Annotated in this window: 17 protein-coding genes and 1 pseudogene; 10 read left to right on the forward strand and 8 right to left on the reverse strand. The window is 67.9% G+C overall.

All coding sequences use genetic code 11. The annotated features are described in order from the left end of the window. Positions 1–100: 100 nt before the first annotated feature. The 4 genes from WS66_RS06405 to WS66_RS06420 all read right to left on the reverse strand — a co-directional run bounded on the left by WS66_RS06405 (position 101) and on the right by WS66_RS06420 (position 3,508). Positions 101–400 (reverse strand): putative quinol monooxygenase, encoded by a 300-nt coding sequence (locus WS66_RS06405; RefSeq protein WP_044843118.1) that lies wholly within the window; start codon positions 398–400, stop codon positions 101–103. 93 nt (positions 401–493) lie between these two features. Next, a complete protein-coding gene (locus tag WS66_RS06410) occupies positions 494–1,552 on the reverse strand; it encodes an NADP-dependent oxidoreductase (protein WP_059599459.1) in 1,059 nt (352 codons plus the stop codon). A gap of 201 nt (positions 1,553–1,753) precedes the next feature. Beyond that, on the reverse strand, positions 1,754–2,374 hold the full coding sequence (locus tag WS66_RS06415; protein ID WP_059599458.1) for a TetR/AcrR family transcriptional regulator: 621 nt from the start codon (positions 2,372–2,374) through the stop codon (positions 1,754–1,756). A 123-nt stretch (positions 2,375–2,497) separates the two neighbouring features. After that, positions 2,498–3,508 (reverse strand): DNA-binding protein, encoded by a 1,011-nt coding sequence (locus tag WS66_RS06420; protein WP_059599457.1) that lies wholly within the window; start codon positions 3,506–3,508, stop codon positions 2,498–2,500. A gap of 230 nt (positions 3,509–3,738) precedes the next feature. On the opposite strand from WS66_RS06420, the gene WS66_RS33570 reads away from it, so the two are divergent. Next, positions 3,739–3,888: a hypothetical protein gene (locus WS66_RS33570; protein WP_159086523.1), complete on the forward strand. Its 150-nt coding sequence runs from the start codon at positions 3,739–3,741 to the stop codon at positions 3,886–3,888. Positions 3,889–3,981: 93 nt separating this feature from the next. Beyond that, positions 3,982–4,513 (forward strand): annotated as a pseudogene (locus tag WS66_RS06425) (cation transporter). 140 nt (positions 4,514–4,653) lie between these two features. Here the strand turns inward: WS66_RS06425 and WS66_RS06430 are convergent. Further along, positions 4,654–5,844 (reverse strand): helix-turn-helix transcriptional regulator, encoded by a 1,191-nt coding sequence (locus WS66_RS06430; RefSeq protein ID WP_059599475.1) that lies wholly within the window; start codon positions 5,842–5,844, stop codon positions 4,654–4,656. 281 nt (positions 5,845–6,125) lie between these two features. Between WS66_RS06430 and WS66_RS06435 the strand changes: the two genes are divergently transcribed. The 5 genes from WS66_RS06435 to WS66_RS06455 all read left to right on the forward strand — a co-directional run bounded on the left by WS66_RS06435 (position 6,126) and on the right by WS66_RS06455 (position 11,447). Then, positions 6,126–7,064 (forward strand): alpha/beta hydrolase, encoded by a 939-nt coding sequence (locus WS66_RS06435; RefSeq protein ID WP_059599456.1) that lies wholly within the window; start codon positions 6,126–6,128, stop codon positions 7,062–7,064. Beyond that, positions 7,061–8,185, forward strand: a complete 1,125-nt coding sequence (ribBA, locus tag WS66_RS06440; protein WP_059599455.1) for a bifunctional 3,4-dihydroxy-2-butanone-4-phosphate synthase/GTP cyclohydrolase II — start codon at positions 7,061–7,063, stop codon at positions 8,183–8,185. The genes WS66_RS06435 and ribBA overlap by 4 nt, the downstream gene beginning before the upstream one ends. A gap of 171 nt (positions 8,186–8,356) precedes the next feature. Then, a complete protein-coding gene (locus WS66_RS06445) occupies positions 8,357–8,770 on the forward strand; it encodes a helix-turn-helix domain-containing protein (protein ID WP_059599454.1) in 414 nt (137 codons plus the stop codon). 2 nt (positions 8,771–8,772) lie between these two features. Then, positions 8,773–10,107: a type II toxin-antitoxin system HipA family toxin gene (locus WS66_RS06450; RefSeq protein ID WP_059599453.1), complete on the forward strand. Its 1,335-nt coding sequence runs from the start codon at positions 8,773–8,775 to the stop codon at positions 10,105–10,107. 104 nt (positions 10,108–10,211) lie between these two features. Further along, positions 10,212–11,447 (forward strand): NADH:flavin oxidoreductase, encoded by a 1,236-nt coding sequence (locus tag WS66_RS06455; protein WP_059599452.1) that lies wholly within the window; start codon positions 10,212–10,214, stop codon positions 11,445–11,447. A gap of 46 nt (positions 11,448–11,493) precedes the next feature. On the opposite strand, the gene WS66_RS06460 is transcribed toward WS66_RS06455, so the two are convergent. Next, a complete protein-coding gene (locus WS66_RS06460; protein WP_059599451.1) occupies positions 11,494–12,621 on the reverse strand; it encodes a 4-hydroxyphenylpyruvate dioxygenase family protein in 1,128 nt (375 codons plus the stop codon). 357 nt (positions 12,622–12,978) lie between these two features. Between WS66_RS06460 and shiA the strand changes: the two genes are divergently transcribed. The 3 genes from shiA to WS66_RS06475 all read left to right on the forward strand — a co-directional run bounded on the left by shiA (position 12,979) and on the right by WS66_RS06475 (position 16,833). Continuing rightward, on the forward strand, positions 12,979–14,286 hold the full coding sequence (gene shiA / locus WS66_RS06465) for a shikimate transporter (protein WP_059599450.1): 1,308 nt from the start codon (positions 12,979–12,981) through the stop codon (positions 14,284–14,286). A 210-nt stretch (positions 14,287–14,496) separates the two neighbouring features. Further along, positions 14,497–15,798: a UDP-N-acetylglucosamine 1-carboxyvinyltransferase gene (locus WS66_RS06470; RefSeq protein WP_059599449.1), complete on the forward strand. Its 1,302-nt coding sequence runs from the start codon at positions 14,497–14,499 to the stop codon at positions 15,796–15,798. Positions 15,799–16,062: 264 nt separating this feature from the next. Beyond that, positions 16,063–16,833 carry an IclR family transcriptional regulator domain-containing protein gene (locus tag WS66_RS06475; RefSeq protein ID WP_059599474.1) on the forward strand — a complete coding sequence of 257 codons (771 nt, stop codon included), beginning with the start codon at positions 16,063–16,065 and terminating at the stop codon, positions 16,831–16,833. Between the two features lie 39 nt (positions 16,834–16,872). Here WS66_RS06475 and WS66_RS06480 read toward each other — a convergent pair whose 3' ends face one another. Beyond that, positions 16,873–19,173, reverse strand: a complete 2,301-nt coding sequence (locus WS66_RS06480) for an ATP-dependent DNA helicase (protein ID WP_059599448.1) — start codon at positions 19,171–19,173, stop codon at positions 16,873–16,875. Continuing rightward, on the reverse strand, positions 19,170–20,864 hold the full coding sequence (locus tag WS66_RS06485; RefSeq protein WP_059599447.1) for a VRR-NUC domain-containing protein: 1,695 nt from the start codon (positions 20,862–20,864) through the stop codon (positions 19,170–19,172). Before WS66_RS06485 ends, WS66_RS06480 begins: the two co-directional genes overlap by 4 nt. Between the last annotated feature and the right edge of the window lie 60 nt (positions 20,865–20,924).

A 20,924-nucleotide genomic window follows, 5' to 3' on the forward strand; every position in this document is an offset into this window, starting at 1 on the left:
ATCCGCTGCGCCGCGTTGTCGTTGTCATTGCCGTCGCGTCATGCGTGACGGTTGCCGCGCGGCCCGGGCTCGAGCGAGCCGCGACGACGGTGCCGCGCCGTCACTCGGCCACGTCGATGCCCGACAGCACCTTGATGACGGGCGGCGCCGCGAACCAGTCGGCCGACTTCACGCGGAATTCGGTGAAATGCGGGCTGGCGAGATGCGCGTCGAACGCGGCCTGGTCGTCGTAGATCTCGTACAGGTGCAGGTTCGGCGAACCGTCCTGCTCGCGGAACAGGTCGTAGCGCCGGTTGCCCGGTTCGACGCGCGTCTTGGCGACCATGCTGCGCAATTCGGCCTCGGCGGCCTGCGCGTGTTCGGGTTTCAGGAACAGGGAAGCAATCACGTGAAGCGCCATCTTGTCACTCCTTTCGAAACGGAATCGAGCATGCCACAAGCTGGCGTCTCGCGACGCCAGCGTGCAATCGTCGTGTGTCGTCTTGCGCCGGTGTCAGGCCAGTTCGTCCGGACCCACGCGCACGACGACCTTGCCGAAATTCTTGCCGGCGAGCAAGCCGATCAGTGCTTGAGGTGCTTCGGCGAGGTCGGGGACCACATCTTCGAGCGTCTTCACCTTGCCCTGCGCGACCCACTCGCTCATCTCCTTCAGGAACGGCGCATAGCCGGTCGCATAGTGATCCAGAATGATGAACCCCTGCATGCGGATGCGCTTGCGCAGGATCGTGCCCATCAGCGCCGGCACGCGGTCGCGGCCGCCCGATACCGCGGTGTCGTCGTACGCCGCGTCGTTGTAATGCGCGATGATTCCGCACACCGGCACACGCGCATGATCGTTGAGCAGCGGCCACACCGCGTCGAACACGGCACCGCCGACGTTCTCGAAATAGACGTCGATGCCGTTCGGGCAGGCGGCCTTCAGTTTCTCTGCGAATTGCGGATCGCGGTGATCGACGCACGCGTCGAAGCCGAGCGTGTCCTTCACGTACGCGACCTTGTTTGCGCCGCCCGCGACGCCGACCACGCGGCAGCCCTTCAGCTTCGCGATCTGGCCGACCACCGCGCCGACGGCCCCGCTCGCGGCGGCCACGACCACGGTTTCGCCCGCCTTCGGCTCGCCGATCTTCAGCAGCCCCGTATACGCGGTGAACCCCGGCATGCCGAGCACGCCGAGCGCATGCGACGGATGCGGGAAGTCGCGGCCGAGCGCAATGAGGTCGCTGCCGTCGGACAGCGAATAGTCCTGCCAGCCGCCGCCCGCGACGACCAGGTCGCCTTCGCGATACGCGGGCAGGTTCGATGCCACGACACGGCTGACCGTGCCGCCGACCATCACGTCGCCTAGCTGGACCGGCGGTGCATACGACGGCGCGTCGCTCATCCGGCCGCGCATGTACGGGTCGAGCGACAGCCAGACCGTGCGCAACAGCACCTGACCGGCGCCGGGCGCCGGCACGTCGAGGGTCTCGGTACGGAAGTCGTTCGGGGTGGGCGCGCCGACCGGGCGCGCGTTCAGGATGATTCTGCGGTTTGCTGCCTTGCTTTGCGGCATGGGAACCTCCGTCAACAGGAAGGGACGTGCACCGGGCACGATCGGATCAACTTGGACAACCTTGATGCGAGGCTGCGGGCCGTGCCGGCCAGTCGGCCGGCGGAGCCGCAGCCTTACGGGTAAAGCAACGGGATTTCAGTGTAAGTAGACCAGTCGTCTAGTATTCATCCAAAAAACAAGGCGCGCCTGCGCGCGCCCACGTTACGACTGCGCTCCGTCCGGCTCGAAGGACGGCAGGTTCAGCATCCGTCGTGTTTCGAGCATCGCGCGTTCGAGCGGTTTGCGGTTCCGGTGAATCTTCTCCAGCAGCGTCGCACCCAGCCACAGCTCGTAAAGGATCGCGGCCGTATGCGCCGGATCGTCGACGCCGCTCAGCGAACCGTCGGCCAGCCCGGCCTCGATCCCGCCCGCGAGCCGCTCGATGATCTGGCCGGTGCCGCGCCGCAGCACCGCGCGCATTGCCTCCGACAGATCGGACACTTCCGCGCCGAGCTTCACCGCGAGGCACTTGCCTTCCGGATCGTCCGCGCACTGCGTGTGCAGCCAGTTGCCCCAGTACGTCATCAGGCGTTGCGCACCCGTGCCGGCCTGACGGCCGAGCAGGTTGTCGAGATGCTCGAGATAGCCTTCGAAATACGATTCGAGCAGCGCCTCGCCGAACGCCTCCTTCGAGCCGAAGTAATGGTAAAACGAGCCCTTCGGGATGCCCGCCGCGGCGAGAATCTCGTTCAGACCGACCGCCGAGAACCCCTTGTGGAGCATGATCGGCTTCGCGATGTTCAGAATGTGCTGGCGGACTTCCGCGCCTGAAGATGCATTCATGATGGCGTATCTTAGCAACGATTAGACCGGTCGTCTAGCAACGTCGAGCCGGCGAGTTGAGCGGCACTTTACCCGAATCGCACCGCGTCGCGGATGCGTTATCGCCGTACCGTGGCGCCTATGTCACGCGGGTTTGGGAGCGCGCTTCCTGGCGACCGGTTTCGCCGCACGCAGGCTGCCGCCCGCCGGCCGACCGGGCGCCCTGCGCACGGGGGCGCGTGATGCGCGTTCCGCACGCAATGCATCGAGTTCACCGACATACGCGGCATTGGCCGCGCGGGCACCGTCGAGCTGGCCTTCAAGCACCCCGCAGCGGTGCTGCGTGTCGGCCAATTGCGCCTGCAGCGCCGCGAGCTCCTTGCGGTGCTGCGTATCGCGCTGTTCGGCGCGCGTCGCGGCCGCATCGAGTTCCTTTTGAACGCGCGCGGCCGCGAGCCGTTCGCGGTCGATCTCCTGAAGCGCCCGTTTCTCCGATGCTCGTAAGCGTTCCTCCGCCCGGCCCGCGTCGTCGCGCAGCCGGTCGAGCTGCGACGTGAAATCGGCGCGCGCTTGCGCCAGCGCACGATCGGCGTCTGCATTGTCGGACTTCAGCCGTTGGACTTCCGCCTGCAGCGCGCGGTGCGACGCTTCGTCGGCCGCCCTTGCCTGCTCGAGCTCCTGGATGCGCACCTGGGCCGCCAGCAACGCGCTCGTGCGGTGCTCCAGCGCGGTTTCGGTACGGGACAGGTCGGTTTGCAATGCAGCGACCTCCGCCTTCGCCGCCGCTCGTTCGGCTTCGACTTCGGCGCGCAGTGCATCGAGCGCTGCGGCGGCATCGGCAGTCGAGCGACTCCACAACGCGGCGACGAGCTCGCCGGCCGCAGCCTGCAGGTCGGCCGGCAAGTCGGGATGCTCGATGCGCACACGACTCTTCTCCCGCAACTCGGCCCAGAACTCGCCGAGAACCGCCGTCGGCGTGCTCATGCTGCCCTTGCGCACGAGCTGGTATAGGCGGTTCGCGGTGGGCGTGATGCCGAAGCGGAAGAACATCAATGCGCAGACCTCGCGATACAGCTCGCGGGTTTTCGGGAAATCGGCCTTCAGGCGGTCGATTTCGGCGATCAGGCGGGATTCGTCGGCAGCGAGGTCGGACATGGCGGGTTGCGTCGATAATTTCGTGAATAATATAACGTAAACCGTTAGATATCCAATCATCGGTCGCGATTAATTTGACATTATTTCTATAATGTTGAGATCAATGGTCGGCGGTCCGCGTTTGGCATCGCGGTGCGCAGTTGGTCACTTCGCCTTCCCCCTCACCTGGTCGCCCGGCAAGACGCCGCTGCAACGATCCCGAAAAACCGTTGACCTTGCGGGATTGAAAGGTGGCCACCCTGCTTTGCCAGTGCACCGATGAAAAATGGAAGGGCGGTGCCGGCGAATACCTGGTGCTGATGATGCGCACGCTCCCGCTCACAATCGGGCTGCGTCGCTCATCGCGCTTCGGCGCTCCATTGAGCGGTCTACTTCGATGACTCGATAGCGTCATGCGGTGCCGCCGAATGCGCTACCAAATGGACGCGCGCTGTAATTTTTTTCAGCGAGATCGAAAGCGATGCGCGCTACGGGTGCCGCTCAGTGGATCGCATACCGCGATCGATCTTGCAGCCGACGCGCTGATCCTCGTCGCCTGCCTGCTCGACGCGCGCCTGCCGCCGGAGCGTCGCCCGACCTGCGAGCCGCTCGCGCTCGCGGGCCTCGGCGCGTTGCTGGCCGCGACCGGCGCGCAGATGATCTGACGTGCGCTGACCCGGTTCGATACGCCGCCCGTCGTGCGGCCGGGTGCGACCGCGCTCGCGCCGGTTACCGTCACGCTCGCTGGCAAGGCCGTGCTGTCGTACTGGATGATGCGCAAGGGCGCGAGACCTGCTCCGCGTTGCTCGAGGCAAGCGGCTCGCAGGTGCGGACCGATGCGCGTCGTCGTCGCTCCCGGCGCTCGCGATGAGTGCGGTGCTGGTCGGCTTCGGCAGGCTGGACGATCTCGCCGCGCTCGCGATCGGCGCACGCGGGATCCGCACCGGCATCGGGCTCATCCGGCGCGGCTGTGCGTCGTGGCCGGCATTGGCCGATTGCGCGTATCGCTCGACGCGAGGGTCGTGAACGCGGGCCGCCGCGCCGGCCGTTGACCCGCCGATACTCGTGATCGGCGACACGGAATGAAGAAGAGGCTCGCGCGGTGCGAGCCTCGTTTGCATGATGTCGCCATCACCGTGTCGCGCGCAACGCATCGACTGCGCCGCTTACCCGAGCGGCACGACACTCCCGAGCAGGATCCGCACGAGCGTCGCCTGGCGCGTGACGCCCGTCTTCGAGAAGATCGCACGCAGGTGCGTGCGCGCCGTGTTCTTGCTGATTCCCGATTCGTCCGCGGCCTCCTCCAGCGTCAGCCCGTTGGTCAGCAGCAGCGCGAGCGACGTCTCGGCCGGCGTCAGGTCGAACAGCTTGCGGATGATTTCCTGCGCGCCCTGCGGCTTGCGGTCGGGGTCGCGCAGAAACAGCGTGACGGCCGGCCGGCGCTTGTTGTCCTCCGACCAGTCGGACAGCAGCACCGTGCGCACCAGCAGCCCGAGACGCGGCTTGTCGAAACTGCGCGTGATCGGCATCGCCTCGACGGTCGCCGCAGCCGTGCCGTGATGTCCCATCACCGCGTGGCGGATCAGCCGCTTGAGCGTGCGGTTCTCCTGCGCATCGGTCGCCTCGATCGTGCCGCGCGCAATCGTCAGACCATTGTTCTGCTTCAGGATCTCGTCGGCGACGCTGTTCATGTCGATGATCGTGCCGTTCTCGTCGAGCGTGATCGTGCCGATCTGCATCCGGTTGATCGCGTTCGCGTAGATCGACCGCTCTACCTCGGCCGTGTCGAGCCGCGAATGGAGCTCGACCGCGCGCTTCAGGTGCGGCAGCAGCAGCGCGCAGATCGCCTTGTCGCGCGCGGAGAACTGCTTCGACGCATGGTTGCGGCACACGCGGAACCGGCACTCGACGCCCGACGGCGTGCGCAGGTCCGCGCCGAGGATGTAGCGCACGTCCGCCGGCTTCAGGAACTGCTTGTACAGCTCGCTCGACAGCCAGCCCGTATCGCCGAACACGTCGTCGACCGTGACCACGCGATCGGCCGGCAGGCCGACGAACGGGTCGAGCGAATAGTAGTAGTTGTTGTACGACGCCTCGCCGTCACCCGGCACGACCGGGCCGTATTCCGAAGCGTGCACGGACAGCGGCGCGCGGCGGTCGCTCGCAGCGGCGCGCAGGATCAGCGTCACGTAGTTGGCCTGCAGCAACCGGCGAACCAGCTCGAGCGCCCCCGCCCACGGCGGCGTTTCCAACGGTCCCTGGTAGATGCGCGCCATCAGCTCGCTGAAATCCGCGACGCCGATGCCGGCCTCCTCACTTGTTGACTGGCTCTCTTGCGGAGCCCATCTCGTCTCCATCAGCACGCTCCATCCTCCATGCAACTTGTATTCGGTGCGATTCATCCGCGCCGCCATGATTAAGACTCGTCTTAATTCCGGCGTCATCGGGACATTCACTGAATGGTGAGCTTTGGCCAATCGGACGCGCGAACCATCGTCCGATCGGATGATGTGGCGCCCTGCCTGCTGCGCTGGAATGCCCGTCAAGCCGTGCCGACAAGCGTCCGGCGCGGGCTCAGGGAAAACCGCGATGCGGGTTTACCTGATTCAGACCGCATCCGATTCAGACAGGAGTTCCAATGCCGCTCGACCCTCAGGCGCAGGCGCTGCTCGCCGCGCTCGCCCAAGCGCCCGCGATCGATTTCGATCAACTGACCGTGCCCGCGTACCGCGCGAGCCTCGCCGGAGGCAGCGCGTTCGCGCCCGGCGACGCGATTACCGCCGAAGAGGACTGGCAGATCCCGGCACCGGGTCGTCAGTTATCCGCACGACTGTATCGGCCCGATGCCGACGGGCCGTTGCCGCTGACCGTGTTTTTCCACGGCGGCGGCTTCGTCGCGTGCGGTATCGACTCGCACGCGAACGTATGCCGCAGTCTTGCCAGACGCGCGCGCACGCTCGTGCTGTCGGTCGATTACCGGCTCGCGCCCGAAGCGCGCTTCCCGGCGGCCGCGCAGGACGCATGCGATGCCGTGCGCTGGGCCGCCGCCAGTGCGCGCGATCTCGGCGCGCGCGCCGGTGCGATCGCCGTGGCCGGCGATAGCGCCGGCGGCAACCTGGCCGCGGCCGCCGCATTGCAGTTGCGCGGCTCGGGCATCGCGATCGCGCACCAGTTGCTGCTGTATCCGGTCGTCGATTGCGCGACCGAGCATCCGTCGTACGAATCGCTCGGTGAAGGCTATTTCCTGACGGCGGACGCGATGCGCTGGTTCAAGCGCCAGTATTTCGACGACGGCGCCGACCGCGCATCGCCGCTCGCGAGCCCGCTCGCGGTGGCGGACCTGTCGGGCGCGGCGCCGGCCACGATCGTGAGCGCGGAATTCGATCCGTTGCGCGACGAGGCCGAAGCGTATGCACTGCGTCTCGCGCAGGCCGGCACGCCGGTCTCGCTCGTGCGCTGGCCGGGCCAGTTGCACGGGTTCGCGAGCATGCTCGGCGCGGTCGACGCGGCCGATCGCGTGCTGACCTTCGGCGCCGACGCGCTGCGCCGCGCATTCGATGCGACGGAGGCGCAATGACGCTCGCCACCACACCGGAAATCGTCGACGAGCTGCGCGCCGGACGGATGGTCCTGCTCGTCGACGAAGAGGATCGCGAAAACGAAGGCGACCTCGTGATCGCGGCCGATCACGTGACGCCCGACGCGATCAACTTCATGGCGCGCTTCGGGCGCGGGCTGATCTGCCTGACGCTGACCGCCGAGCGCTGCGAGCAACTACGCCTGCCGCCGATGGCCGACCACAACGGCACGCCGTTCGGCACCGCGTTCACTGTCAGCATCGAGGCGGCCGAAGGCGTGACGACCGGCATTTCCGCGGCCGATCGGGCGCGGACGATCCGCGCGGCGGTCCGCGCGGGCGCGCGCCCCGACGATCTCGTGCAGCCCGGCCACGTGTTTCCGATCGCCGCGCGCCCGGGCGGCGTGCTGGTGCGAGCCGGGCACACCGAGGCCGGCTGCGATCTCGCGGCGCTTGCCGGGCTCACGCCCGCGTCGGTGATCTGCGAGGTGATGAGCGACGACGGCACGATGGCGCGGCTGCCGGAGCTGAAGACGTTCGCCGCGCATCACGGGCTGAAGATCGGCACGATCGCGGACCTGATTCATTACCGCCGCGAGCACGAGTCGCTCGTCGAACGTGTCGGCGAACGGCCGCTGCATACGCCGTGGGGCCGGTTCCGCGCGATCGAGTATCGCGACACCGTGCACGGCGCGCCGCATCTCGCGCTGGTGCGAGGCGAGCCCGATCCGTCGACGCCCGTGCTGACGCGCGTGCACGAATGCCATTCGCTGCTCGACCTGCTCGACGCGGAACCGTCCGCGCATTCATGGCCGCTGCACGCGGCGCTGCAGCGGATCGATGCGGCCGGCTGCGGCGTCGCGGTGCTGCTCGACTGCGACATGCGCGGCGACGCGATGCGAACGCCCGCCGGCCACGCACGCCGCGACGGCCGCGTGACGGGGATCGGATCGCAGATCCTGCGTGACCTCGGCGTACGACGGCTGAACGTGCTGTCGAGCCCGTTCCGGCTGCCGGCGCTGTCGGGGCACGACCTGGAAATCATGGCGTTCATCCCGCTCGGCGACGACGATCCGGAAAGCGCGCGCGCCGCCCACGCCAGCCCGCTGCGGGCGGCGTGATGCCGGGCCGACGAGCGCGCGCCGCCCGCCCTTTTACCGACCCACGGGTGTCCGCCTGACAGGCTATCGTTTGTTTTATGAATTACAGTCTCGGGTTTGTATTTTGACGATACATACCATAGACTGTATTTTTCGATTACAAGCGATCGCCTGTCATTTCGCGGAGAGCCCATGCCATTCCCGGTCCAGACCTTGAGCCAGTTGCGCCCGATCCTCGTCGGCTTCCGGAAGTCGGCGGGGCTCACGCAGGCGCAGCTCGCCGCCCGCCTCGGTGTGACGCAACAGTCGTACGCGCAGCTCGAAGCCAATCCGTCCGCGGTCAGCATCGAACGGCTTTTCAAGGTACTGAACGTGCTCGGCGTTCGCCTGACGCTCGTGCCGGGCACCCCGGAAGACACAACGGTGCCCGATGACACCACGCCGGCGCTCAAGCGCGCACCGGCCGCACGCGGCCGCTCGCCCGGCTCGTCGGCTGTGCCGGCTCGCCCGCCGGCCGCCGCGAAGGCTCCATCCGCCGCCGCGCGGAAACGGTCTGCCGCGGCGACACCCGGCAAGTCTCGGAACCCCACGCGGGAGGACTGGTGACGATGGCCCGCCGTCCCCGCCACGACCGCCTCGACCTGTGGATGAACGGCATCCCGGTCGGACACTGGGAAGTCCGGCGCGGCGTCGAGCGCCTCGTCTACCTGCCGGCATGGGTCGACGATCCGCAAGGGCGTCCGCTGTCGCTGTCGCTGCCGTTCACGCCGGGCAACCAGCTGCACCAGGGCGCGATCGTCGCCGATTACTTCGACAACCTGCTGCCGGACAGCCAGCCGATCCGGCGCCGCATCGCGCAGCGCTACCGGCTCGGGTCGACGGCGCCGTTCGAACTGCTCGCGTCGATCGGCCGCGATTGCGTCGGGGCGCTGCAGTTGCTGCCGCCGGACGAAACCCCGATCGACCTCGAATCGATCGACGGCACCGTGCTCGACGACTCGGCCGTGGCCGACGTGCTGCGCCACGCAACCGCCGCGCCGCTGCCCGGCCAAGCGGAGCCGGATGGCGAGCTGCGCCTGTCGATCGCCGGCGCGCAGGAAAAGACCGCGCTGCTGCGCGACGGCAAGCGCTGGCTGCTGCCGGCGGGCAGCACACCGACCACGCATATCTTCAAGCTGCCGCTGGGGCGTGTCGGAAACATGCAGGCCGACATGCGCACGTCGGTCGAGAACGAATGGCTGTGCTCGAAGATCGTCGCCGCATACGGCCTGCCCGTCGCCGCGTGCGATATCGGCCGGTTCGACGACCAGAAGGCGCTGATCGTCGAGCGCTTCGACCGCCGCCCGTCCCGCGACGGCACGTGGATCCTGCGCCTGCCGCAGGAGGACATGTGCCAGGCGACCGGCACGCCGTCGGGCGCCAAATACGAATCCGACGGTGGCCCGGGCATCGCGACGATCATGGGCATCCTCGCGAATTCCGCCGACGCCGCGCAGGACCGCAGGAATTTCTTCGTCACGCAGCTCGTGTTCTGGGTGCTCGCGGCCATCGACGGCCACGCGAAGAATTTCAGCATCGCGCACCTGCCGGGCAATACGTATCGCAGCACGCCGCTGTACGATGTGCTGTCCGCGCACCCGATCATCGGCACGCGACGCAACCAGCTGCCGCCGCGACGCGCACGGCTCGCGATGGCCGTATGCGGGAAGAATCGCCATTACGTGATCGGCGACATCCAGCCGCGTCACTGGATCGCGCAAGGCGCGCGCGTCGGTCTGACCGAACACGACGTGCGCGCGGCCATGGCCGATGTGGCCGCGCGCACCGAACCGGTGATCGCCGCCGTCGCGTCGGGGATTCCGGCGGATTTCCCGGCGGACGTGGCCGATGCGATTTTCGACGGGATGCGTCGTCAGGCGCGCAAGCTGGGTACGGCCGAGTAGGCGGTGCGGGCGCGGCCCCGGCGGCGGGTCATCCACGTGGACGATGCCGCCCCGCACCGACTCGGCACAATGGTCGCCGTGCCCCTTCCCGACGCCCGCCCGACATGGAACCCGTCACGCTCGATACCGCATTCAGCCCGCTGCAGATCGGTCCGCTGACGCTGCGCAACCGCCTGATCAAATCCGCGACCAACGAAGGCATGACGCCGAACGGCGTGCCGTCGCGCGCGCTCGTCGGGTTTCATGAGCGTATCGCCGCAGGCGGCGCCGCGCTGACGACCGTCGCGTACTGCGCGGTCAGCGACGATGGCCGCACGTTCGTCGACCAGGCGCGGCTCGATGCGCCGACGGTCCGGCAATTCCGCGCGCTGACCGACGCGGTCCATCGTCACGGCGCGGCGGCGTCCGCGCAGATCACGCATGGCGGCTGCTTCACGTTCCTGCCGTCGCTGTCGACGAAACGACCGTTGAGCGCATCCGGCGGCTTCAACAAGGTCGGCGTGATGAGTGGCCGTTTCCTGAAGCAGGCGATGACGCGCGACCAGATGACCGCGATCGCCGACGAATTCGCACGGGCGGCGCGACATGCGCGCGACGCGGGCTTCGACGCGGTCGAGATCCACATGGGACACGGTTATCTGCTGAGCCAGTTCCTGTCGCCGCTGTACAACCGTCGTCGCGACGCGTACGGCGGCGATGCGGCGCGCCGCGCGGCGTTTCCCGTCGAGGTGCTGGGCCGCGTGCTCGACGCCGTCGGCCGCGATCTCGCCGTGGTCTGCAAGATCGGCGTGACCGAAGGCGTGCGCGGCGGCGGAACCGCCGACGACGCGTGCGAGATCGCGCGGCGGCTCGAGGCCGAGGGTGCGCACCTGCTGGTACTGAGCGGCGGGATGAACGTCGAGTCGGTGTGGCAGCTGTTCGGCAGCCCGCTGCCCGGCGATGCGCGCGCAAACGCCGACAACGCGATCGTGCGTGCGGCGATGACGCTGCAGAAGCTCACCGAGCCGAGGATGGGCGCATTTCGGGAGATGTATTTCCTCGAGCATTCGAAGCAGGTGCGAGCGGCCGTCCGGATGCCGCTCGCGTATCTCGGCGGCGTGCGTTCCCGCGAGAACGTCGCGCTGGCGATGCGCGAAGGATTCGACGCGGTGGCGCTCGCCCGCGCGCTCGTGTTCGAGCCGGACTTCGTGAACGAGCTGCACGGCGGCCGGCTCACGCAGTCGGGCTGCACGTCATGCAACCGCTGCGTCGTGTCGATGTACACGCCGGGTGGTACCGCGTGCGTGCTCAAGCCGCAGAACGACCCGGCGCCGAACCGCGTGCCGGCCGTGGGCGCTTGACGTTACTCAGCGGCTGATTCCCCGGTCACGATCGTGCGCCTGCCGCTCAGCCGGCGTCGCGGGCGCGCGCCAGCGCCGCGAGGTTCCCTTCCCCGAATCCGTGGTGCCCCTGCCGCTGCACGATCTCGAAGAAGATCTCGCCGGGCCGGCGCTTGACGAAGGTCTGGAAGAACAGGCGCGGCACGCCATCGCCGCCGATCTCGCCATCGACCAGCACGGCGCGGCGGCGCAGCGCGTCGAGATCGACGCCGTGCCCCGGCAGCCGCGCATCGACTTCGTCGTAATAGCGCGCCGGCGGCTCGATGAATTCGACGCCGTTCGCGCGCAGCGCATCGACGCTCGCCAGGATGTCGTCGGTCGACAGCGCGACGTGCTGAACGCCTTCGCCCGGGTGGTCGGGCAGATACGCGTGCATCAGTTCGGTGCGCCGCGTGCCTTCCTCGTAGACCGGAATCCGCACCGCGCCGCACGGCGACACCATCACGCGCGATTCTTCCGACACATGCCAGTGCGCGTCGATTTCGTGGATTTCGCGGAAGTGCAGCAGGTCGTGATAGAAGTCGAGCCACTCGCGCATGCGCCCCGCGCCGACCGTCTGCGTGAAGTGGTCGACCTGCTGCAGGCCCGTGCCGACGCAGTCGACATCGGTATGCGCGGTCGCGATGTCGATCGGCCGGAAATCGATGTCGAAGATCGAGATGTCGCCGACGCCGCCGCGCTGGCCGTCCCGCCCGCGCCAGCGGTCGACGAAATAGAGGTGCGAATCGCCGATCCCCTGGATCGCGGGAATCTTCAGCTCGCCGACCCCGATCCGCTCGCCCTCGAACGCCCACGCGCCGAGCTCGATCGCACGCTCGAACGCGCGGCGCGCGCTGGCCACGCGCAGCCCGATCGCGCAGACGCCCATCCCGTATTCCTCTGCATAGCGCGCGGCGAACGAATCGGGCTCGGCATTGATCAGGAACTGCATCTGTCCTTGCCGGTACAGCGTGACGTTCTTGCTCACATGGCGCGCGATCGCCTTGAACCCGAGCTGCTCGAAGCGTTGCGCAAGCGCGTCCGGCACCGGTGCCGCGAACTCGACGAATTCGAGTCCGGCCATCCCGAGCGGATTGGCAGCCGGATCGGCAACGGGCGGCGTATCGCTGGACAGGGGGTGGGAATTGCCGGGCATTCCAGTCTCCGGGGGCATGCGGTCGATGGGGATGACGCCCGGCGCGCGCGGCACGCCCGGCCGATGTGACGGCCGGACATCCGCCCGATTCGGGCGAGGTTTCGATGGTCCAGATTTTAACCAGATCGTTCACGGCGGCACACCCTGGCTGAACGGGATATTGGTGTCGCGCCTAGTGCAAACCCGAAAATCGTTCGATAATCGCACACAACTGAACGATAATCGCGCATTTTGACCGATCGGCTAATTGCCGCCGTGCGGCGCGCGCCCTATTCTCCGTTCACCCATCGACTTCAATGCAGCATCGGACGCGGCGCCGCCACGCTTCCACGATGCGCCGTGCCAGGAGACACCACCATGACCACAACCTTCGCCACCCTCGACGCCGCTGCCGGCGCCCGCGCACGCAGCCAGGCCCGCAAGGCCGCGATCGGCAGCTTCGTCGGCGCCGTCGTCGACTGGTACGACTTCCTGCTGTACGGGATCGTCGCCGCACTCGTCTTCAATTCCGAATTCTTCCCGAAGGTCAGCCCGACCATGGGCACGCTCGCGGCTTTCGCGACCTTCGGCGTCGGCTTCCTGTTCCGCCCGCTCGGCGGTGTCGTGTTCGGCCATTACGGCGACCGGCTCGGCCGCAAGCGGATGCTCGTGCTGACCGTGATGCTGATGGGGCTGTCGACCGTCGCGATCGGCCTGCTGCCGACCTTCGCGTCGATCGGCTGGTGGGCGCCCGTGTTGCTGGTGCTGATGCGCGCGCTGCAAGGCTTCGCGGTGGGCGGCGAATGGGGCGGCGCGGCGCTGATGGCCGTCGAAAGCGCACCGAAGCAAAAAAAGGCGTTCTACAGCAGCGGCGTGCAGGTCGGCTACGGCGTCGGGCTCGTGCTCGCGACGGGCATCGTGTCGATCCTGAGCCATACCCTCGGCGAAGCCGCGTTCAAGGCCTGGGCCTGGCGCCTGCCGTTCGTGTTCAGCATCGTGCTGGTGCTGATCGGGCTGTGGGTCCGCAAGAGCATGGACGAGTCGCAGGAGTTCGTCGAGAAGGTCGAGCACGGCAACCACAAGCTCCGCCTGCCGGTGCTGGAGGCACTGACGCGCCATCCGAAGGCGTTCCTGCTGATCGTCGCGCTGCGGCTCGCCGAGCTGTTCACGATGTATATCGTCACCGCGTTCGCGCTCAGCTATTCCACGTCGAACCTCGGCATGTCACGCGACCTGTTCCTGAACATCGGCCTGTTGGTCGGTGCGGTGAGCTGCGTGACGATCCCGTGCTTCGCGTGGCTCGCCGACCGCTTCGGCCTGCGCCGCATCTACCTGATCGGTGCGGTGATCGGTCTCGCGTCGGCGGTGCCGTTCTTCGTCGCGCTGGAATCGCGCTCGATCGCGTGGATCGTGGTCTTCTCGATCCTGCTGGCGAATGCCGCGCACGACATGGTCGTGAGCGTCCAGCAGCCGCTCTTCACCGAACTGTTCGGTGCGGAATACCGCTACAGCGGCGCGGGCGTCGGCTATCAGTTCGCGAGCGTCGTCGGCGGCGGGTTCACGCCGTTCATCGCGGTGGCGCTGGTAAGCGTGGCCGGCGGTTCGTGGCACCTCGTCGCCGGCTATCTCGCGGTGGGCTGCCTGATCTCGCTGGTGGTCGCCGCGCGGATGCGGGCGGCCCAGTGAGGCAATGACCGAATGGCCGGCCGCGATCCGCGCCGGCCATTTCCGCACCGACTGCCATCTCCGACCGGGCAAGGGAATCGCGCCACGCCCAACGTCAAACACAGTCAATCCCGCGGGCAGAAGCCCCTTTTCCCCTCTGAACATTCCACACCCCCCGCCGACCAATGGCATCATATGGGCCTACGTTAGTCACAGATACGCCCCCATATCATGTCGAATCTCATCGTCCACGGCGGCACTCCGCTGCGCGGGGACATCAAGCCGTCCGCGAACAAGAACGCCGTCCTGCCGATTCTGTGCGCCACCCTGTTGAGCGATCAGCCGCTGCGCCTCGTCGGCGTGCCGGACATCACCGACGTGCGCAAGATCCTCGACATCTTCCGCACGCTCGGCAGCGACGTGTCGGTCGACTTCACGACAGGCATTCTCGATCTCCACCATCGCAACACGACGTTCGACCCGGCCGTTCACCGCCTGCCCGAGGCGATGCGCTCGTCGATCATGCTGATTCCGCCGCTGCTCGCGCGCTTCGGTGTCGCGCGTCTCGAGAACGACGTGAAGGGCTGCACGCTCGGCGTGCGCGAAATCGATCCGCACGTCGAAGTGTTCGAGCGCTTCGGCGCGCACATCCAGCGCACGCCCGATTCGCTGATCGTCCGTGCCGACGGCCCGCTGACGGCCAACGATCACTGGCTCGACTACGCATCGGTGACGACCACCGAAAACTTCGCGCTGTGCGCGACTGCGGCAGGCGGCACGTCGACGCTGATGAATGCGGCCTCCGAGCCGCACGTGCAGGAGTTCTGCCAGTTCCTCGCGATGATCGGCGTCGCGATCGAAGGCATCGGCACGTCGCGCCTGTGCGTGACGGGCGGCGGCAAGCTCGGCGGCGGCGAATTCCGCTTCGCCGAGGATTTCCACGAAATCGCGACGTTCCTCGCGCTGGGTGCGATCACCGGCGGCGACATCACCGTGCGCAACTCGTCGCCGGAGCATTTCCCGCTGATCGACCGCACGTTCGCGAAGTTCGGCGTGCACGTCACGCACCGCGATGGCTGGTCGCGCGCGGAACGCGACGGCCCGCTGCGCGTGCGGCGGCCGTTCACGCAGAACATCCTGACCAAGGTCGAAGCCGCGCCCTGGCCGTACCTGCCGGTCGACCTGCTACCGATCTTCATCGCGCTCGGCGTGCGTGCGGAAGGCAGCGCGATGTTCTGGAACAAGGTCTACGATGGCGCGCTCGGCTGGTCCGGCGAACTGTCGAAGTTCGGCGCGCACGTGCTGCTGTCCGACCCGCACCGGCTGATCACGTTCGGCGGGCTGCAGCTGACGCCAGCGCGCGTCGAGAGCCCGTACATCATCCGCGTCGCGATCGCGCTGCTGATGGTGGCCGCGAGCATCGAAGGCCGCTCGGAAATCATGAACGCGCTGCCGATCCGGCGCGCGCACCCGCATTTCGTCGAAAATCTGCGTTCGGTCGGTGCGAACGTCGAGTGGACGAGCAGCGAGTAACGTCGATCCGGATGCGGCGTGGACGATGTCCGCGCCGCGTATCCTGTCCGCCCAGCATTCATCGGACGCCCGGACAATCCGCCGGTCGGCCCCGACCAATCGGGGTCGCCGCAACCAGCGCTAACCGTACCGTCGGCGCCCGGTACATTCCCCCTCCTCGTCACCCATCGCACGTCCGTCCATTGCTTTCGCTCGATCTTGGATCTGCGCGATAATCGCCCATTCCCGCGCGAACACCGCGCGCCCACCCGTGCGCCACCGACGATGAAAAAGCCCGACCTCGACCGACGCGACTGGATTGCCGGCCTCGAAAAGGGCCTGATGATCCTCGAAGCGTTCGACAGCCAGCATGCACGAATGACGCCCACCCAGGCGGCTGCCCGCACCGGTCTCACGCGCACGGCCGCGCGACGCTACCTGCTGACGCTCGAATCGCTCGGCTACGTGTACACCGACGGCAAGCTGTACGGCCTCACGCCGCGCGTGCTGCGGGTCGGCTGGTCGTACTTCGACTCGGCGCGCCTGCCGCGCACGGTCCAGCCGTATCTGCAGCAACTGAGCGCGTCGCTGAACGAATCGGCGTACGTGAGCGTGCTCGATGGCTGGGAACTGGTGTTCATCGCCCGCAACGGCGTGTCGCGCGTGATGACGACCGGCTTCGTGCTCGGCGCGCGCGTGCCCGCCCCGCTGACGTCGCCGGGCGTCGTGCTGCTCGCGCATCATCCGGATCGCGAGGCCGTCCGCACGTGGCTCGACGACACCGCGCTCGCACCGTTTACGCCACACACGATCACCAACAAGGCACGCCTGCTCGAACAGGTCGATCACGCGCGCGACGCGGGCTTCGCGGTCATCGAACAGCAACTGCAGGTCGGCGTGCGCGGCATCGCGGTGCCGCTGAAGAACCGACACGGCGAAGTCGTCGCCGCGCTGAGCACGAACATGCCGATCGGTGCCGAGTCGACCGACGCGGCCGTGCGGCGCGTGCTGCCGCATCTGCAGGAAGCCGCGCTCGCGATGCTGAACGTGCTTTAGGGATTCATGCAAGCGGGTGCACGACGCCCGTCCGGCAGATCACCCGATCCGCCACCACCGCGGCAACAGATCGCGCACCTCGCGCCGCCGGTAACGATCGTCGATCAGATGCACGACGCCCTCGTCGTGTTCGGTGCGGATGACGCGTCCGGCCGCCTGCACGACCTTCTGCACACCCGGGTACAAATACATGTAGTCGTATCCGTTGCCGAAACGCGCATCCATCGCGCGCCGCATCTGTTCGTTGACATCGTTGACCTGCGGCAGCCCGAGCGTCGCGATGAACGCACCGATCAGCCGCTCGCCGACGAGATCCACGCCCTCCGAGAACGCCCCGCCCAGCACGGCGAAGCCAACCCCGCGCCCGCCCGCGTCGAAGCGCGCGAGAAATGCGTCGCGCTCGCTTTCGGCCATGCCGGGCGCCTGGGCCCACACGGGCACGTCCGGGTGGCGCGTCTGCATCAGCGCGACGACGCGCCCGAGATAGTCGAAGCTGCTCAGGAAACCGAGGTAGTTGCCGGGCCGCGTCGCATACTGCGCGGCGATCAGGTCCACGATCGGTTCGAGCGAACGGTCGCGGTCGCGCCAGCGCGTCGACACGTGGCTCGCGACGCGCACGGTCAGTTGTTCGGCGCGGAACGGCCCGTCGACGTCGAGCCAGCCCGTGTCGGCCGGCAGTCCGAGCGTGTCACGATAAAAATGAAACGGGCTCAGTGTGCCGGAAAACAGCACGGTCGCGCGCGCGGCTTCGTAACGCGACGCGAGAAAGCCGGCCGGAATCACGTTGCGCACGCACAGCGTCGACTGGATGCGGCGCCGGCGCGCGGCTGGCGCGACGCCGTCGAGCCCGGACTGGCACGGCAACGGCTCGCCGTGCAGCGTCGCGTCGAAGATCGACGCGCCGTCGAACGCGTCGGCGAGCACACCGAACTGGATCGCCTCGAAATGAAAGCGCAACAGCGCGTCGCCGTTCGCACGCGGCGCATCGGTCAGGTGTTCGCCGATCGCCGCGACGAGGTTCTGCACGGCCGTCACGATCGGGCCGGGAATCTCCGGATACGCCGCGTAGCGCTCGGCCTGTGCGCGATTGAGCGTGCCCCACGCGCGCGCGAGCCGGTCGAACGCCTTGCGCAGAGCCGCCGGCGCGGCCTCGCGCGCGGCCGCGAACGCGAACGGGTCAAGCGATGCGCTGTACATCTTGCGGGCGCGATCGAGCAAGTTGTGCGCCTCGTCGACGAGCACGCCGACACGCCACTGGTTCTGCTGCGCGAGCGTATGCAGCATCGCGCTGCCGTCGTAGTAGTAGTTGTAGTCGCCGATCATCATGTCCGACCAGCGCGCAAGCTCCTGCGCGAGGTAGTACGGACAGACGTCGTGTGCGAGGGCCGCCTCGCGCACGGTGTCGCGATCGAGCAGCCCGGTGGCGATCGCCGCGTCGCGCGCCGCCGGCAGCCGGTCGTAGAAGCCTTGCGCGAGCGGGCACGATTCGCCGTGACACGCGCGGTCAGGATGCTCGCACGCCTTGTCGCGCGCGACGAGTTCCAGCACCCGCAGCGGCAGCGCCGGCGTGCCGGCGCCAAGCGTGGTCGCCGCTTCGAGCGCGAGTGCCCGGCCGGGCGTTTTCGCGGTCAGGAAGAACACGTGATCGAGCTCGCCTTCACCGCATGCCTTCAGCAGCGGGAACACCGTGCCGAGCGTCTTGCCGATGCCCGTCGGCGCCTGCGCCATCAGGCAGCGTTCGTCGCGCGCCGCCCGATAGACGGATACGGCCAGCTCGCGCTGACCGCTGCGGAATTGCCCGTGCGGAAACGTCAGCGCACGCAGCGCCGCGTCCCGAGCCGCGCGATGCGCGGTCTCGCGCTCGGCCCAGCCGACGAAGCACGCGCACTGCTCGGCGAAGAACGCGGCGAGCGCGCTTGCGCCGAGCGTCTCCGTCAGCACGGTCTCGCGCTCCGACACGATGTCGAAATACACGAGCGCGACGTCGATTTCCGTGAGGCCGCGTGCGTCGCACATCAGGTGCGCATAGACCTTCGCCTGCGCCCAGTGCAGCGCGCGATGGTTGGCCGGCATCGCGTCGAGGCTGCCGCGATAGGTCTTGATCTCCTCGAGCCGGTTCGCGACGGGATCGTAGCCGTCCGCGCGCCCGCGCACGGTCAGCGTGCCCCACGTGCCGGTCAGCGCGATCTCCGTTTCATAGCGTGCGCCGCGCTTCGACGTGACGGCGCCGTGACCGGCGATGCCTTCGAGCGCGGTCGGCGCGGGCGTGAAGCGCAAGTCGAGATCGCCGCGCCGCGCGGTGAACTCGCACATCGCCCGCACCGCGACGACATAGCTCATGCGGACAACCCCGCCGCTTCGTCCTGTCGGACGCCCGCGCCCGCCCATTCGACATCGACGACGCGCACCGGCATGGCATGCGCGATGCAGTATGCGAGCCAGCGCGTCTGGTTGTCCTGCAGCCGGTCGCCTGGGCCCTTCACCTCGATCAGTTCATAGCGCCGCTCGCCGGGCCAGAAACGGACCAGGTCGGGCAGCCCCGAGCGGTTGCCGCGGATATCCGAGAGCAGGCGCGTGAACCACAGCCGCAGGTGCTCGGGCGGCAGGCATGCCAGCGCCTCGTCGAGCAGTTCGTCGGTCAGCACGCCCCAGAACACGAACGGTGATTGCAACCCCATCTTCGTGGCGTAGTGCCGGCGGATCGTGTCGCGGTACGCGCCCGAATCGAGTTGCGCGAAACAGGCGGCGAAGGCGGCGGTGCGGCGTACCGCGAAATCGGGTGCGTGCAGGTCGGACGGGCCGCGCTGGAACGGGTGAAAGAACGCGCCGGGCACGGCCGCGAACACGGGCTCCCAGCACAGCAACCCGAACAACGAATTGATCAGCGTGTTCTCGACGTAGTGAACCGGCGCGTCGGGCCGTGCAAGGTGATCGCGCACCGCGTATTCGACGCTGACGAACGCGTCGGGGCGCGCAAGCACGAGCGTCTCGCGCGGCACGTCGGGCGCGCTGCCCGCGCGTTCAACCCGCTGCCCGAGACGGCGCTGCAGGCGCGGCAGCATCCGCTCGACGCGCTGACGCTCCTCGTCGCTTTCGAAGGCGCTGCGCGCCTCGAGCGCCAGCGCGAGCGCATCGTCGTCGCGTCCGCAGCGTTCGAGCACGCGAATGCGCCGGTGCCGGCTGCCCGGCCACGCGCTGCGCGCATACGCGTCCAGCGCGGCGGTCCAGTCGGCGCGGCGCTCGCAGGTCTGCCCGAGCGTGAACAGCAGCTTCGCGCGGCGCGTCGCGAGCCACGGCTGCACGCAGCCGACCGCGTCGATCGCCTGCAGCAGAGCGTCGAACGGCAGGTCGTCGGGCCACGCATCGAGTGATTCGCGGCAGGTCTGCAGCGCGAGATACGTCTCGATGTCGTCGCGCTGCTGGAACGCGCGAGACGACGGCGCGAACGGCACGCTTTCGTACTGGAACACGCCGAGATCGGCGAGCACGAATTCGCTCCAGTCCTGATGAAGATTGCCGAAGAACATCAGTCGCAGCCGGTCGCACAGCGCGCCGACCGTCACGCGCAGCACGCGATCGTCGGTCTGCGCGCACCAGGCGTCTAGCGGCTGCGCCACGTCGTGCGCGGGCCGCAGCCGTTCGAGCCAGTCGGGCTTGCGCTCGCCCGCGTGCGCGCCGAGCGACGGGAACACCTTCAGGAGATCGGCCTTGGTCGACAGCGCGAACAGTTCGTCGAGCGTGAGCGCGGGCGCCGGATCGACCCAGCCGAGCTCGACGAGTGGCGTGGCCGCGTCGAGCGTGCTGCCGATCTCGTCATACACCAGCTTGCTCGCACGGAAGTCGGACCCGCTGCGCATCAGCATGCGCACGAGCAGCGCGCGCGACACTTTTGGCAACTGTGCGAAATCCCGAAGAAACGCGTGTTCGCGCGCATCGAGCAGGTCGTCGTAACGCTCGCCGAGCCAGGCCAGCGCGCGTTCGAAATTGGTCAGGTAGTAAAACGCCGGGGGCGTCGGCGATGCAGGCGTCACGGGGATCGATCACTGTACGTTTGTACAGGTCGGAATCATATCAAATGTGACGAAAAATGC

The organism is Burkholderia sp. LA-2-3-30-S1-D2 (assembly GCF_001523915.2).
Taxonomy (GTDB): domain Bacteria; phylum Pseudomonadota; class Gammaproteobacteria; order Burkholderiales; family Burkholderiaceae; genus Burkholderia; species Burkholderia diffusa.